The organism is Achromobacter animicus (assembly GCF_040775605.1).
Taxonomy (GTDB): Bacteria; Pseudomonadota; Gammaproteobacteria; order Burkholderiales; family Burkholderiaceae_B; genus Achromobacter; species Achromobacter animicus.
In genome coordinates this window covers 1005478-1019693 of the sequence record NZ_JAYGJK010000001.1, presented here as the reverse complement: position 1 = coordinate 1019693, position 14216 = coordinate 1005478, and the positions used below count along the sequence as shown (strand labels likewise).

The window sequence follows — 14216 nt, the reverse complement described above, 5'->3', positions numbered from 1 at the left end:
CGGAAATGAGCCGGTATTATAGAGAAGCCGCGAACAACGCCCAGCCTTATGTTCGCCAAATCGAAATTTCCGCAATTTTGCCCTTCTGACACGGATCTTCCTTGAAAAACGATCACGACCCCCGCTTGGCGCAGGTGCGCAACTGGCTGCAAGGCCTGCCCCCTGCCCTGAACCTGGCCGTGGAGACGCTGCGCCCCGCGTCGGCTGACGCAAGCTTTCGCCGGTACTTCAGGCTGGACGCCGGATCGCGCACCCTGATTGTCATGGACGCCCCGCCCCAGCACGAGGACTGCCGCCCCTTCCTGCACGTGGACAAGCTGCTGGCGGACGCCGGCCTGAACGTGCCGGCGGTGCTGGCGCAGGACCTGGACCAGGGCCTGCTCCTGCTGTCCGACCTGGGCGAACAAACCTACTATCAGCGCATCCAGGACGGTCTGGACGACGCCCAGTTGCAGACGCTGTACCGCGAGGCGCTGGCCGCCCTGGTCAAGCTGCAAAAGGCCTCGACCGACGGCCTGGGCACCTACGACAGCGCGCGCCTGGCCGACGAGCTGAAACTGTTCCCCGAGTGGTACGTGCACAAGCACCACGGCGTCACGCTGGACGACAAGACCGCCAATGCCCTGGAAAAGATCTTCGCCCTGCTGTCGGCCAGCAACGGCGGGCAGCCCCACGTGCTGGTGCACCGCGATTTCCATTCGCCCAACCTGATGGTCTGCGACCAGCCGCAGTACGGCCCCAACCCGGGGGTCATCGACTTCCAGGATGCGCTGGCCGGCCCCATCACCTACGACCTGGCGTCGCTGGTGACCGACGCCCGGACCACCTGGGAAGAACCGCAACAGCTCGACTGGGCAATCCGCTACTGGGAGATGGCGCGCGCGGCCGGCCTGCCCGTCGACGCCGATTTCGCCGAATTCCACCGCGCCTATGAATGGATGGGCCTGCAGCGCAACCTGCGGATCCTGGGTGTCTTCGCGCGCCTGAACCACCGCGACGGCAAGGCGCACTACCTGGCGCACATGCCGCGCGTGAACGGCTACGTCCGCCAGGTGGCGCAGCGCTACGGCGTCTTCACGCCGCTCCTGCGCCTGCTGGATCGCCTGGACGACCGCCAGGTCAGCGTCGGATACACGTTCTGATGCGCGCCATGATCCTCGCCGCGGGCCGCGGCGAACGCATGCGCCCGCTGACCGACCGCCTGCCCAAGCCCATGCTGCCGGTGGGCGGCAAGCCGCTGATCGTCTGGCACCTGGAACGCCTGGCCGCGGCCGGTATCCGCGACATCGTCATCAACCATGCCTGGCTTGGCCACGAGATCGAACGCGGGCTGGGCGATGGCGCCGCGCAGGGCGTGCGCATCCGCTATTCGGCCGAAGCCACCGCGCTGGAAACCGCCGGCGGCATTGCGCAGGCGCTCCCCCTGTTGGGCGACGACCCGTTCCTCGTCATCAACGGCGACATCTGGTGCGACTGGGATCCGGCCGCCGCGCAAGACGCCGCGCGCCTTGTGGCGCGGGGCGGCGCCTGGCTGCTTTTGGTGGACAACCCCGCGCACCATCCTGCCGGCGACTTCGTCCTGACGGCTGATGGGCGTGTGCTGGCCCACGGCGAGCCGCGTTTGACCTTTGCCGGCGTGGGCGTCTACCATCCTTCGTTGTTCGCGGACGTCCCGCGCGGCGAAGCAGCGCCGCTGGCGCCGCTGCTCAGGCAGGCGATGGGCCAGGACCAGGTGCACGGCGCCCGGCATGCGGGCCGATGGACGGATGTCGGCACCCCGCAGCGGCTTGCCGACCTGGACGCGGAACTGGCTGACAGGGCTGCCTGACAGGGCTGGCTGAAACCCACATATTTCACAATATCAAGGTGCGCAACGAGGCTTGTCTGCGCACCATCGCCCCCGGCTAACGGGGTATTCTCTGACGCTTTGGCATGCGCGCGCCGCTTGCCCACAGGCATAAACACAGGAAGTTTTCTAGGAATGGGGATGTTTGGAAGATCGCAACGGGCCACGTTCAAGCCCTCCGTATACCAGCCGGGGCAACGCACGCGCCGCATGCCGCGCTGGCTCGTCCTGCTGATGGTTGGCATTGCGCTTGGCGCGGGCGGTGTGCTCTTCCTGCAAACCAATTACGGCCCGCAGCGCCTGACCGTCGAACAATCCGAACAGCTGCACAGCGAGCTCAGCGCCTCCAACATGGAGCGCCAGCGCCTGCAGACCCAGCTTGAAGAAGCCACCCAGCAGCGCGACGCCAACAAGGCCGGCCACGAAAAGCTGACCACCGACCTGGCGGAATCCCGCGCCAAGATCGAAACGCTGAACAAGGAACTGGTGCTGTTCCAGGACGCCATGCCGCCCGATCCTCGCGGCGGCAACATCGGCATCCGATCGGCTAGCTTCAAGCGCGCCCCCGGCCTGCTGGACTATCAGGTGCTGGTGATGCGCGAAGACCGCACGGGCGCACCCTTCAAGGGCACGCTGACCTTCGCCATCGAAGGCTCCTACCCCAACGGCCGCGCCGCCACCGTGACCCCGGAAGGCCCCGCGCTCACGGTCGACCGCTACGACTACGCGCTGGGCCAGCTCAAGCTGCCCGACGGCTTCACCGCACGGGTCGTGGTGCTGCGCGTGCTGGACCCCAACCAGAAACAGCAGGCGATGCGCATCTACAACGTACGCAACTGAAGCGTGCGCAACTAAAAGCATGTGCCACTGAAGGCCCCCTACCCGCCTGACCTGGCCCCCAAAACCCGCCCCTCGGCGGGTTTTTTATCGTCTTCAAAATTTGGTTGCGTGCGCAACATACCGGGAATATAGTTGCGCAAACAACCAAATTATGGAGACGGCATGACGCTCCCTTCGCATGTTCCCGTGCTGATCGCCGGCGGCGGTCCGGTCGGTCTGACCCTGGCCGCCCTTCTCGCCGAGTACGGCATTGCCTCGCTCATCATCGAGGCCGATGAAGGCTACTGCAGCGGCAGCCGCGCCATCTGCATGTCGCGCCGGTCGCAGGAAATCCTGGGCTGGATCGGCGCCGACCGGCCGCTGATCGACACCGGTCTGGCCTGGACAGGCGGTCGCAGCTATTACCGCGACCGCGAAGTTCTGCACTTCCAGATGCCGCACGATCCCCTGCAGCGGTATGCCCCGATGGTGAACATCCAGCAGTACTACGTGGAGGAATTCGCGCACCAGGCCATGCAGCGCCATCCCGGCCTCGCCACCCTCGCCTGGTCAGCACGCGTCACTGCCGTGCAGCCCGGTCCCGACGGCGTATCGGTCGAGGTGGAGGCGGGCGGCGCCCGTCACACGGTGCGCGCCGACTGGCTCGTCGCCTGCGACGGCGGCCGCAGCACCGTCCGCGAATCCATGGGCCTGAAGCTCGAAGGCATGCAGTACGAAGGCCGCTACGTCATCGTCGATATCCAACAGGAATCGCAACGGCCCGTCGAACGCCTGGCCTGGTTCGATCCCCCATCCAATCCCGGCTCCACGCTGCTGATGCACCGCCAGCCCGGCAACATCTGGCGCGTCGATTACCAGATCCGCGACGACGAAGACCCCGACGAGGCCGTCAAGCCGGAAAACGTGCTGCCGCGCGTGCAAAGCCATCTGGACATGATTGGCGAGACTGCGCCCTGGAAGCCGCTCTGGATCTCTATCTACAACGCCAAGTGCCTGACGCTGGACCGCTACCGCCACGGCCGCGTGCTGTTCGCGGGCGACGCGTGCCACCTCGTGCCGATCTTCGGCGTGCGCGGCCTGAATTCCGGGCTGGACGACGCCGGCAACCTGGCCTGGAAGCTGGCGTGGGTGCTGAAGGGCCAGTCGCCCGACACCCTGCTGGACAGCTACAGCATCGAGCGCGTTCATGCCACGCGGCAGAACCTGGCCTATGGCGCCAAAAGCACGGAATTCATGGCGCCGCCGGATTTCGGCTTCCGGCTCATGCGCGACGCCGCGCTGCGCCTGGCCCTGGTGGACGACGGCGTGCGGTCGCTCATCAATCCGCGCCAGTCTGCACCTATCTCCTACGACACCTCTCCCTTGAATCGCGAGGACCGTGCGCCTGAAGCGGGCCCCGCCGCCGCGCCCGGACAGCCCGCGCCCGACGTGCTGCTGCAAGACGGCGAATCCCCGCAGTACCTGACCGCCAGCTTTGGCGCGGGCTTCGTCGCGCTGGCCATTGCGCCCGATACGGCGCTGTCGGCGGCGTTGAACACACTGGCCGCCGACACGCAAGACGCGCCCCAGCCACTGCGGGTGCTGCGGGCAGGCGAAGGCGGACTGGCCGACCCGCACGGCCAGCTTGCCGCGCGTTACGGCAATCAGGCAGGCGCGGTCTACCTGCTCCGTCCGGACGGTTACGTGCTGGGCCGTTGGATCGCGCCCGCCGCCGCTGAACTGCGCGCCGCGCTGGCGCCCTACTACCCCTCGCTGCACGTGAACGCCACCCCGAAAGGCCAAGCATGAACAACGAATCTCTGGATCAGGTCTACACCAGCATGGCGCAGGCGCTGACGCGCGTCGGCGAATCGCGCGCGCCGCTCTTTCTGTCGATACTCGGCTTGTCGTTGCTGAGCCGCCTGCCTTCCACGCAGGACGCGCTGGCCCTGCTGGCGCAGGCCGAAGCCGCCAGCCTCGAGGACGGCGCTATGGCAAACTATCCGGCCTCATCTTCCGCGGGCGCAGATCCCGCCCGCCCGACGTGAAAACGCCCCCGCTGGAACGATTCCTGACTTACCGCCTGCACGTGCTCAACAAGATCACGGACCGGGACACGAATCGGGCTTACTTGAAGGATTGCGACATTCCTCTGGGCGAGGCGCGGTGCCTGGCCGCCATCGGCCGGTTTGCGCCGCTCTCGGTCAATGACCTGGCGCGCGCCGCCAACCTGAACAAGGGCCAGGCCAGCCGCTCCGCGCAGGCACTGGTGGATCGCGGGCTGGTGGAAAAAACGGTGTCGGCGTCAGATGGACGCGGCGTCGTGCTGGCGCCGACCGCGGAGGGCCTGACGCACTACCGGCGCATCATCGACCTCATCGCGCACCGCAACGAAGAGATCTTCGGCTGCCTGACCGCCGACGAACAGCGGCAGTTCGGCGATATGCTGGACCGCCTGATCGGCCATCTGCAAGCCGAGGCCGGCGACGCCGCGGACTGAGCGCGGCGGCAGCGTCGTTCAGGGCTGTGCTTTCGGCGCCGTCGCGCCCGCGTGCTCGGCGGCTTCGTCCATGAACTGCGCCATCCGCACGTCCAGCTCGGTCACGCCGCCGGCGTCATGCGTGGTCAGCGTGACGTCCACGCGATTGTAGACGTTGGTCCACTCGGGGTGATGGTTCAGCTTTTCCGCGAACATCGCCACCCGCGCCATGAAACCGAACGCGGCATTGAAGTTGGGAAAGCGGTAGCGCTTTTCGATGGCATCGCGCCCGGCCACGGCCTGCCAGCCAGTGAGCGCGGCGATCGCGATATCGGTGCCGATGCGGGCGGGGGGAAAATCGCTCATGACAGACTCCGTAAAGAAAGGCGGCGGCGCATCGCGCCAGCCGCCTGTCAGCAAATGACGCGCCCGCGTTTATTGCTGGACCGCGTACAGGTAGATCTCCACGCGCCGGTTCAGCGCGCGCCCTTCGGCGGTCGCATTGTCGCCGATCGGGTCGTTCGGACCGCGGCCTTCCACCGTCAGACGCGTGCCGGCCACGCCCTGCTTGGCCAGATAATCCGTCACGCTCCTGGCGCGGTTCACCGATAGCGTCTGGTTATGCGCCAGCGCACCGGTGCTGTCGGTATGGCCGACCACCTTGGCCCGCAGTTCAGGATGCTGATTCAGCGAACGCGCCACGCTGTCCAGCACCGGCAGCAACGCCGGCTTGAGCTGCGTCTTGTCCGTATCGAACGACACGCCGCTCGGGATGTTGACCTTCAGGCTGCCGTCGGGCATTTCGACGACGTCGATGCCGAGCGATGACGCGCCGGACTTCTGCACGTCATCCTTCACGACCTTCCAGTTGTAGCCCACCAGGCCGCCCGCCACCGCGCCGATGCCGGCCCCGATCGCAGCGCCCTTGCCGTGCCCGATCAGCGCGCCGATGCCCGCGCCCAACGCCGCGCCCGCGCCCGTACCGACAGCGGTATTCGTTTGCTGTTGCGTCGCGCAACCGGCCATCAAGGCACCCGCCGCCACAATCACGGCGATACGGTTGAGTGTTCTTCTTGAATTCATGGCAACCTCCACTGTCCATCCATCCAGATGCCGGATCATTCCGGCGTGGATCATGCTAGCAAGGGGAAATGGGGCGCCGGGCAACATTTTGTACGCGGCCAACGCTAAGATGGCGCTTCCGATGGAGAAACCCATGTCCGTGGCGCGCACCTACTTTTTCAACAGGATGGCCGGCGACGAACTCGCCCGCTTGTGCGGCGCAAAAGCGGATTTCTTCCTTGAAAACGTCGACGACCTGAAACTCGCCGTCACCCGCCTCCAGGCCTTGTGCCGCGACGCCGGCATGAGCAGCGCGGTGGTGCGTGCCCCGCTCAATCCCGCGCCCGGAATCGGCGATCTGGTATCGGCAGCCGTGCCATTGCTTGGGCTGATCTGGACCTCCGCCAAGACGGTGGGCTCCGCGGTTCATCCTCAAGCTGACGTGAGCTTGCGCCTGACGTCGAACACGTCGATCAGCGTCGTGTTCTCGGATTCGGCCCGTGTGCCGACGATCCGGTAGGCCACGCCGTCGCGGGCCATCAGCGGTGCGATCACCCGCGCCGGCCAAACACCATCGCCAGCCCGAACAACGCCCCCAGCCCGCCCACGATGGCCAGCGACACCGATGGCTCGCGCAGGTTCAGCGCCATGATGGCCGATCCCGCGCCCAGGGCGGTGATTGCCAAGCCGACCAGACGCCCCGCCGTGGACCCATAGAAATGCGTGCGGCGCGCCGCCTGCGTGCCTGCAGGCTGGCGCTTCTGCCACGCCGTCAATGCCTGTTCGAATTCGCGCAGCAGGCGCTCGCGCCTGGGCAAGTCCGCCGCGCTGACCAGCAGGGTCGGCAGACCGGGGCGGACCAGTTTCAGATAATCGTCCGTGCCCCAACTAACCAGATCTTTGAAGGCAACGGGTTTGCGGCGCGAGAACTCCAGCCCTTCGGCGGTCACCTTCACGTCATTGCGCGTGGGAAATCCCCTGAACGCCACCAGCGGCGGCACGAGCAGGCCCAACACGGCAAGCACGGCAGCCAGCCCGATCGGCCCGCGGTTGAAGACCACGAGCATAAAGCTGCCTGCCGCCAGCGCGAACGCCAGGGGCACCGACAACTGGTGCCATCGCGTATAGACCGACACCGGGATCCGTTCGTTGCTGTTCATGCGTGCGCCTTGTCAGTTAGTCGCTCTTACAAGATTTGAACCGCCGGGGCCCATGGGCACCGAGCGGATGTCGGGCATGCGGTCCGGGTCGGGCCAGTATTCGACCTTCAGGATCGCTTCATTGAAAATATCGTCATCGACCAGCACCTCCGTGCGCAGCACCCCGCGGCCGCTGCTCACATTGAACTGAACCGACTCGTCCCAAGGCTTGGCGGTGAACTCGATGGATTGGCTGCGATCCTTGCGTATCCAGCGCCAGGCATCCGCCCACCCGGGGCGGGAGGTCATATTGTCGACGTAGTTGTCCACACGGTCGGCCCAGGTCTCCTCACGCGGGCGCCCCTGCACCCATTGCATATCGGATGGTCCACGCGGCAGCAGATCCGGGTCCGTCGCGCGCGGGGATCCCTTGCTTGCCACGATGACGCTGATGCCCGGTCCGACGAGCTTCAGGATGTATGCGTAATCGCTGTGTTCGGTATAGCCCGGCATCACCACGTCCAGCACCAGACGATCGCGGCCAAAGATTTCCCCCTGCTTAAAGCCCTTCCACTCCAGCATCACGCGCACGCCGAACACGGCCCAGTTGAAATCCTCAAGTTCCTCTTCCCGGGTCGAATAGAGTTCGCGATCCTTCACGTCCGAGAACTGCGCGGAGCGCATGCAGCAACGCGTGAACCAGACTTCCAGTTCGCTTTCCTTGGCGCTGTCGCCCCAGAATTTGAAGTACAACCCGGCAGCCAGAAGGCACAGGCCCAGCGCAATCCATCCCCACACGGGAATGCCCAGCAGCACCGTGCCGCCGCTGGTAAGGCCGACCATCGCGCTGCCAAAGCCCCCCGCGCCCGCCACCACCCCGGCCGTGCTGAATGCGCCGCCCAACGAAACCAGGGCGGTGGCCACGCCGGTCAACCCGGACAACAGCAGGAACACGGATGAGGTGGCATAGGCGTTACCCGCCTCGTAGTTCTTCACATCGTACTGGTCGATCGCATTCAGCGCGTTGTTGGCGCCGTCGACGAACGTGGCCGCTGCCGCAAACACGGCGCCGGCCGTCCGCACCGCAGTCAGGCGCATGTTCAATTTCAGGTTCATCGTGAAGGCGGTGTTGGCGCCCACGCGTGCACCGATCGCGCCCGCGGTCACTTCGATCGCGACGCTGCCCACGCCCAACACCCCCGACGTGATGCCGAACCATGCCTTGCGCGCGGCCTTGGCGTCCTGCACGACCTGCGCGTTGCGCAAGTCCGAGACCGACGCATACAGCGCCACCAGCGTCAGCACGCCAGTCGCCCCCGCATTCGCGCCGTCCTTGGACTTTGCCCACTTGACCAGGCCCGCCAGCGGCGACATGGTCGGTGCGGGCAGCGCCAGCACGGGCGCGGGCGCCGGTAGCGCAAGCGCCGGCGATGGGCCGCCGCCGGGACGGGGCGGCGCCGCGGCCGCGGCGTTCAACTGCGCATCCACTTCCTGGGGAATGATGTAGTTGAGTGTGACCGGCGTGGAGCGTTCGGCCTGCGTGCCCATCCAGCCGGACTGCATCTGCTTGCTCGCACCGAGGCCCTCGCTGCTGCCCGCGCCCACCGTCACCGTCGCCGGGTTCGGTTCCCAGACAATCTGGTGCATGTCCGCGATCATCCGCGGCAAGGTGGTCGTATGCGTGCGCACGGCCATCACGATGTTCATCCGCGCCGACATCGTCAGCGTGACCCGCGCCGCGACACGTTCGGCGATGGGGTCGCCCGCCAGAGTCAGCCGCAGCAGCTGCGTCGCCATGAACCGGCCGATCGCCGCGCCAGCCGCCCGCATCGGCGGCAACTGGCCTTTGGCCGCCCGCGCCTTGATCCAGTCGTTGTAGCTCTTGATCATCCTGCGGACATTGGAGACCTGCTTGGAGATCACCTTGCCCTTGGCCTCGCGGTCCAGGAAACCCAGCAGCTCGCCGTCGTTCGCCGCCAGCGCGCGCCAGATCGCCGCATAGGTGCTGTCGCTGTCCTCGTCCTTGAGCGAATCGTCGATGGCCTTGTGTTCGCTTTCGATCGCGCCCGCGCCATCCACGCACAGCGCCATGTCCTCTTCCAGCCGCTCGCCGGCCGCGGCGTCCTTGGGCGAATAGGCCTTGAGCGCCAGCCAGAACGCCTCGCGGCCATACCACCACGCCCAGTCCTTGCCCGCCCCTTCGATCTTCTCGCGCATGCGGTCGATCGCGACCTTGTTGTCGCTGAGCGTCTTGGCGACCTTGCCGGTATCGACGCGTTCGCGCAGGCGCCGGATCTCGTCGCCCGTGTTGCCCATCTGCTTCTGCAGGCCGTCGATGATCTGCGCGACGCCCACTTCGCGCATGCGCGTGGGGTCCAGATGGTGTTCGGCCAGCTCGCCCATGCATTTGTTGCGCCACGTCGCCACGTCGGCCAGGATGCCGACGGGGTCGCGCAGCGCCAGCACGATGCCGCCCTTGGGCGTCATCTGCCGCATCTTGGCCGCAACGGCTGCGCCCTGCCCGCCGAACACGTTCACGGCCGGGGACAGCGTATTGCTGAACAGCGTGGCGGCGCCCGCCGCGTCGCGGAACTCGATCGAGTGCTTGGCCAGATTGGCGCCGTCCTCGGCCACGCGGTAGCCGGTCTCGGGCTTGGGATACCCGCCGCCCCACACCGCCTTGGCGTCCAGCTCCACCATGATCTTCTTGCGCCAGCGTTCGTCGCGGGTCAGATCGCGGCGGATGTCGCGCGTCCACCATACGCGCGAATACCCCACCCACACCGTGCGAGACGCGTTGGCCGGCGCCTCCACATTGATCAGCGTGGATTCCAGGCCGTGACCCTCGCGCGTGCACGTGAACGTGGGCTGTTCGGACGGACGGTTGTCGTCGTCGACCGGCACTTCCTTCATCTGGCCCGTCGCCGTCGCCGCGAATGCGCGCCAGCCGTAGCTGCGGCGCGGATCCCAGATGTAGACGTAGCCGGCGGTGATGGCGCGCAGCATGTAGGCGCCCTGGCGCATGGTCTCGTAGTACAGCTCCGGATCCATGTACACGCCGTCGGGCAGGTCGTTCTTGCCGCCCGGCACGTAGGCGATCCGCATGGGCAGGATGGGCAGGCCCGGCCGGCCGCAGAACTTGCCCTTGCAGGGCAGCGCGTCGTAGTCAGTCGTCATGCTTGCAGATCCTCCCGCGCCTGCGCCTCGTGCGCAAACGCCTGCCAATCCTCGTCGTCCATGTCCTCGGCGGCGCGATACAGGCGGCCGCCTTCCTCGCGCACTTCGCGCAGCAACGCCAGGAACGAGGGCGCGCATTCCAGCGGCGCGTCCAGTCGCACGCGCCAGGCCGCGAACAGCGCCGCGTCCTCGTCATCGGCGATGCCGCACGCCGCGGCGGCATCCAGCGCGCGCCGTACCGCCTCCAGCGCCGGCGTCTCATAACGCAGCCCTTGCGCGTTCAGCCGTTGCAGGACGGCGTTGACGCGGCCCAGCCGCGCCAGACGCGGCCAATCGGGCGTGACGGTCTGCATCGGGCCGCGCGCGTCCGGCAGCGTCTGCCACTGGCCGAACCCGTCCACGCTCATCCACGTGACGCCCTCGATCCAGGAGGCCGGCGCCGTGCCCGCGTACAGCTCGCTCTGGAACTGCGTGGTGCGCGGGTCCCAGAACCGCAGGATGCGCACGCGCCCCTGCGCATCGCGCAGGCGCGCGCGCAGCACCAGGCGCTGCGCGACCTCGGCCAGCGGCAGATCGGTGGCCAGCCATGCCGACATCGAGCGCGGCCGTTTGGCCGCCGGCGCCGGACGCACGGCCTCGTCCACAGCCAGCCGCAGGCTGCGGTTGATCAGACGTTCGTGCCGCACTTCATCCGGCACCTCGGCCAGATACAAGGGCGGCGCGCTTGCCCCTTGTGAAATCAGGTCGACCTCGCAGCGCCGCAGACCGGCCGATGCGATGTTCTCGCCCAGCGGATCGGCCAGCGTCGAATCGCACAACAGCAGCACCCGGCGGTCGGCGCGCGCGTCCAGCACCGCGCGCAGGCCCGCAATGGCGTGCTCGACGCGGGCCTCGGCGGCGGGCGTCCAATACTCGCGCTGGCGGGTCGTCATGTCCAACGTCATGTCCAACGTCATGTCCAACGTCACATCCTTCGTCATGCCGCCAGCGCGCCGCTGCCGGCCGCGTCTTCGAGCGCCGCGGCGCAGCCTTCCATGTCGCCCTGCGGCGGCTGCGCGGGTCCGGCGCCGCTTTGCGGTCCCACCCAGTTGTGCACACCGGCCTTCAGTTCCACCTTGCCGGGCGCATGCAGCTGGATGCCGCCACCCTCGATCCGCATGTACGCGCCCGCGGCCGTCGCCAGCACCTTCTTGGACGCATTGACGTCCACCGCGCCCTGCGCGGACGCCAGCGTCACCGCCTTTTCCGCCGCCAGCCGCATGCGCGCCTTCTGGCTCTGGAGCCGCAGCTTTCCACCGGCGGCGTGCAGGCGGATGCCTTGCTCCTGCACCGCCCTTCCGCTGCCGCCCAGTCCCTTGGTAAAGAGCGCGACGCCCTGCGCCACGCACATCGCCAGATTCGCGCCCGCCGCCCAGTTCACGTCCGGGGCAATCTGGCACAGCGTGGCGCCGGCCACCGTGTACGCGTTATGCGGCGTGTATTGCCCGATTCCGCTGGGCGCGCTGACCTGGATGTGCGGCTGGGTGTAGGCCGGCACATTGTGTTCTGCGTCGGACTTGGTGCCTTCGATGATCTCGCGCACTGCATTCAGCTCGTTCAGCGCCCGCGGCTTGTCGTTGTCGCCGGGCAACAGGGCCTCCTGGCGGCCGGCCGTTGCGGACAGCTCGGCGGCCTGCTCGATGGACTTTTCCATTTGCTGGATGGCCTCTTCGCTGTCCAGCAGGCCGCCCGTTGCGTCCTCGCGCTTGTGGGCGCTGATGAGCAGGCCTTCCCCCGCCCGCAGCGCCAGCGCCTCGGCCGTCGCCAGCTCGGCGCCATGGCCCAGGTCCGACAGCCGCTCGTTGTCGCGCTGCTGCTTCAGGTGCCCCAGGTTCAATCGCGATTCGGCTTGCGTGGTCGAGGCCGTCAACCGCGACTGGCCCGGCGTGTCGTCCTGCACGAGCTGGTTGTAACCGCCCATGCCCTGTCCGCTGGACGCCAGCGCCTGGGTCTTGAAGCCCGACATCACCACGTTGTGCGCGTGCCCCGCCTCGCTGCCCGCGAACCAGGCGGGCGCATTGCCGGTCGCCTTGGCCGCGCCGCCCTGCACCTGGTTGTTCGCGGCGTTTTCCGTGCCCGCGCCGTTGTACAGCGCGCCCACGACGACAGGCCGATCGATATCGCCATGCAGGAACTGCACCAACACCTCCTGCCCCAGCCGGGGAACGAAATGCCCGCCCCAATCCGATCCGGCGACGGGCTCGGCCACACGCACCCAGGTGCCCAGCGCCTCGCTGGCGGGCGCATTGTCGTCGCCGGCCGGATGGTCCTGCCGGCTGCTGGACGCGCTGCCGCGCTGCCAGTGGAACTGGATCTTGATGCGATGATCGCGGTCGGTGTGCACCGAATCGCCGGCGCCCACCACCAGCGCAGTCTGCGCGCCGTGCACGGTGGGGCGCGGATGCAGGCGCGCGCCGTGGCCGTCGCGTGTGCTGGGCCGGTACTCCAGCGTAGCGGCAATGGCCTCGAAGCGATTGCGATAGAAGTCCGCCGCCTCGCCATCCGCCTTCTCCACAGCCCCGCCGCCCGCCGCGCCCAGCGCCTGCGCCACGGCCTGCCCGAGGCTTTCGTCGAAGTTGTTGCGCGCTTCGTGGCGGATGCCGATGACCACGAAGTCCGCCCCTGCGCCTTGCGAGGGCTCCCAATGGCCGGTCAACGTGAAGCGCTGACCCGGCGCCAGGGTGCGCACGGTGCCTTCGCCCTCGAACAACGACTGGCGAACGCGCTGCGCGGCCAGCGCGTTGTGCGCCAGCCGCTCGCCCTGCGCGCTGTCTTCGTACAGATACTGCCCGGGGTAATCCGAGTCGGCCAGTTCCAGCGCATTGGCGAACTTGTCTTCGACCTGAGCGCTGACCTTGCGCGCCTGCATGGCGCGATAGTCCCAGGTGGCCAGCCGCACGGCATTGGTGCGCCATGCGCGGTGCTGGCGCCAAGCCTGGATGGAGTCCTGTTCCTCGGTCGCATCGGCGCGCTGGAAGGGAACGCTGTCCTGCGGGCCGGTCTCGAATGCGCCGTTGTGATCGGCGATCACGATCGTATGCGTACCGGGTTCCCCGTCGCCGCCTTCATGTTCGACCCAATAGAACAGCCCCTCTTCCGCCAGCAGACGCTCCACGAAAGCGAAGTCGGTTTCGCGATACTGAATCGTCAGGCTGCGCTTGGCGTAAGCATCGCGATCCTTCACTTCCCAGCGCCATTGGGGCGCAAGCGCACCCTGGCCCTTGTAATCGCCAAACACGCTGTCGACGATGTCGATCACCGACAGATCCTGAAACGCAAAACTGTCGCGCCGCTGGCGCAGCAGCGCCAGCCATGGCTCGATGCGCAGGCGGTAGCGCGCAAAGCCGCCATTGGCGCCCTCGAAGCGCGCCTCGGTCACCACGCCGCACCACACGCGGTGTTCGTCCCGGCCCAAGGCGGTCTGCAGCTTGACCTGCGCGGATTGGCCGATCAGCGACTTCAGCGGGATGTGGGCATCACCGGACAGCGCATCCACGTCCAGCACGAAGCCGCCGCCGCTCAACTGCTCCCGGCCCTGCAGCCGCTCGGCCAGCAAGGTGTCCGGACCCAGCGGCGTGGTCAGGTCCAACAGGCGATCGGCCTGCGTAAAGCCTGCGCCCAGCGGGCCGGCGGCAGCGGATTCAAGGGCCATGTC

The 14216-nt window shown here is 67.4% G+C and carries 13 protein-coding genes; 7 read left to right on the top strand and 6 right to left on the bottom strand.

All coding sequences use genetic code 11. The features are described from left to right. The first annotated feature begins 101 nt into the window (after positions 1–101). From AB3147_RS04545 to AB3147_RS04520, 6 genes are all read left to right on the top strand, one after another. A complete protein-coding gene (locus tag AB3147_RS04545) occupies positions 102–1142 on the top strand; it encodes an aminoglycoside phosphotransferase family protein (protein ID WP_367351471.1) in 1041 nt (346 codons plus the stop codon). Then, on the top strand, positions 1142–1828 hold the full coding sequence (murU, locus tag AB3147_RS04540; RefSeq protein ID WP_367351470.1) for an N-acetylmuramate alpha-1-phosphate uridylyltransferase MurU: 687 nt from the start codon (positions 1142–1144) through the stop codon (positions 1826–1828). Before AB3147_RS04545 ends, murU begins: the two co-directional genes overlap by 1 nt. 159 nt (positions 1829–1987) lie before the next feature. Then, a complete protein-coding gene (locus AB3147_RS04535) occupies positions 1988–2686 on the top strand; it encodes a DUF6776 family protein (protein ID WP_175123318.1) in 699 nt (232 codons plus the stop codon). A 162-nt stretch (positions 2687–2848) separates the two neighbouring features. Further along, positions 2849–4474 (top strand): FAD-dependent oxidoreductase, encoded by a 1626-nt coding sequence (locus AB3147_RS04530; protein WP_367351469.1) that lies wholly within the window; start codon positions 2849–2851, stop codon positions 4472–4474. After that, complete coding sequence (locus AB3147_RS04525) at positions 4471–4713, top strand: hypothetical protein (protein ID WP_175123320.1); 243 nt, start codon at positions 4471–4473, stop codon at positions 4711–4713. The genes AB3147_RS04530 and AB3147_RS04525 overlap by 4 nt, the downstream gene beginning before the upstream one ends. Continuing rightward, positions 4710–5165, top strand: coding sequence for a MarR family winged helix-turn-helix transcriptional regulator (locus AB3147_RS04520; protein ID WP_218344988.1), 456 nt, complete (start codon positions 4710–4712; stop codon positions 5163–5165). The genes AB3147_RS04525 and AB3147_RS04520 overlap by 4 nt, the downstream gene beginning before the upstream one ends. A gap of 18 nt (positions 5166–5183) precedes the next feature. On the opposite strand, the gene AB3147_RS04515 is transcribed toward AB3147_RS04520, so the two are convergent. Continuing rightward, complete coding sequence (locus AB3147_RS04515) at positions 5184–5510, bottom strand: 4a-hydroxytetrahydrobiopterin dehydratase (protein ID WP_175123322.1); 327 nt, start codon at positions 5508–5510, stop codon at positions 5184–5186. A gap of 69 nt (positions 5511–5579) precedes the next feature. Then, the gene (locus AB3147_RS04510) at positions 5580–6227 is read right to left on the bottom strand and encodes an OmpA family protein (RefSeq protein WP_175138879.1); all 648 of its coding nucleotides are present in this window, start codon (positions 6225–6227) and stop codon (positions 5580–5582) included. A gap of 133 nt (positions 6228–6360) precedes the next feature. Here AB3147_RS04510 and AB3147_RS04505 point away from each other — a divergent pair, with 133 nt between their 5' ends. Then, positions 6361–6726: a hypothetical protein gene (locus AB3147_RS04505; RefSeq protein ID WP_367351468.1), complete on the top strand. Its 366-nt coding sequence runs from the start codon at positions 6361–6363 to the stop codon at positions 6724–6726. 31 nt (positions 6727–6757) lie between these two features. Here AB3147_RS04505 and AB3147_RS04500 read toward each other — a convergent pair whose 3' ends face one another. The 4 genes from AB3147_RS04500 to AB3147_RS04485 are packed head-to-tail and all read right to left on the bottom strand — an operon-like array spanning position 6758 to position 14213. Beyond that, positions 6758–7366 (bottom strand): hypothetical protein, encoded by a 609-nt coding sequence (locus AB3147_RS04500; RefSeq protein ID WP_367351467.1) that lies wholly within the window; start codon positions 7364–7366, stop codon positions 6758–6760. A 12-nt stretch (positions 7367–7378) separates the two neighbouring features. Next, entirely contained in the window at positions 7379–10522 is a 3144-nt protein-coding gene (locus AB3147_RS04495; protein ID WP_367351466.1) for a T6SS effector BTH_I2691 family protein, read from the bottom strand. Further along, positions 10519–11502, bottom strand: a complete 984-nt coding sequence (locus AB3147_RS04490; RefSeq protein ID WP_367351465.1) for a hypothetical protein — start codon at positions 11500–11502, stop codon at positions 10519–10521. The genes AB3147_RS04495 and AB3147_RS04490 overlap by 4 nt, the downstream gene beginning before the upstream one ends. Further along, positions 11499–14213, bottom strand: a complete 2715-nt coding sequence (locus AB3147_RS04485) for a type VI secretion system Vgr family protein (protein ID WP_367351464.1) — start codon at positions 14211–14213, stop codon at positions 11499–11501. The genes AB3147_RS04490 and AB3147_RS04485 overlap by 4 nt, the downstream gene beginning before the upstream one ends. Positions 14214–14216 lie beyond the last annotated feature (3 nt).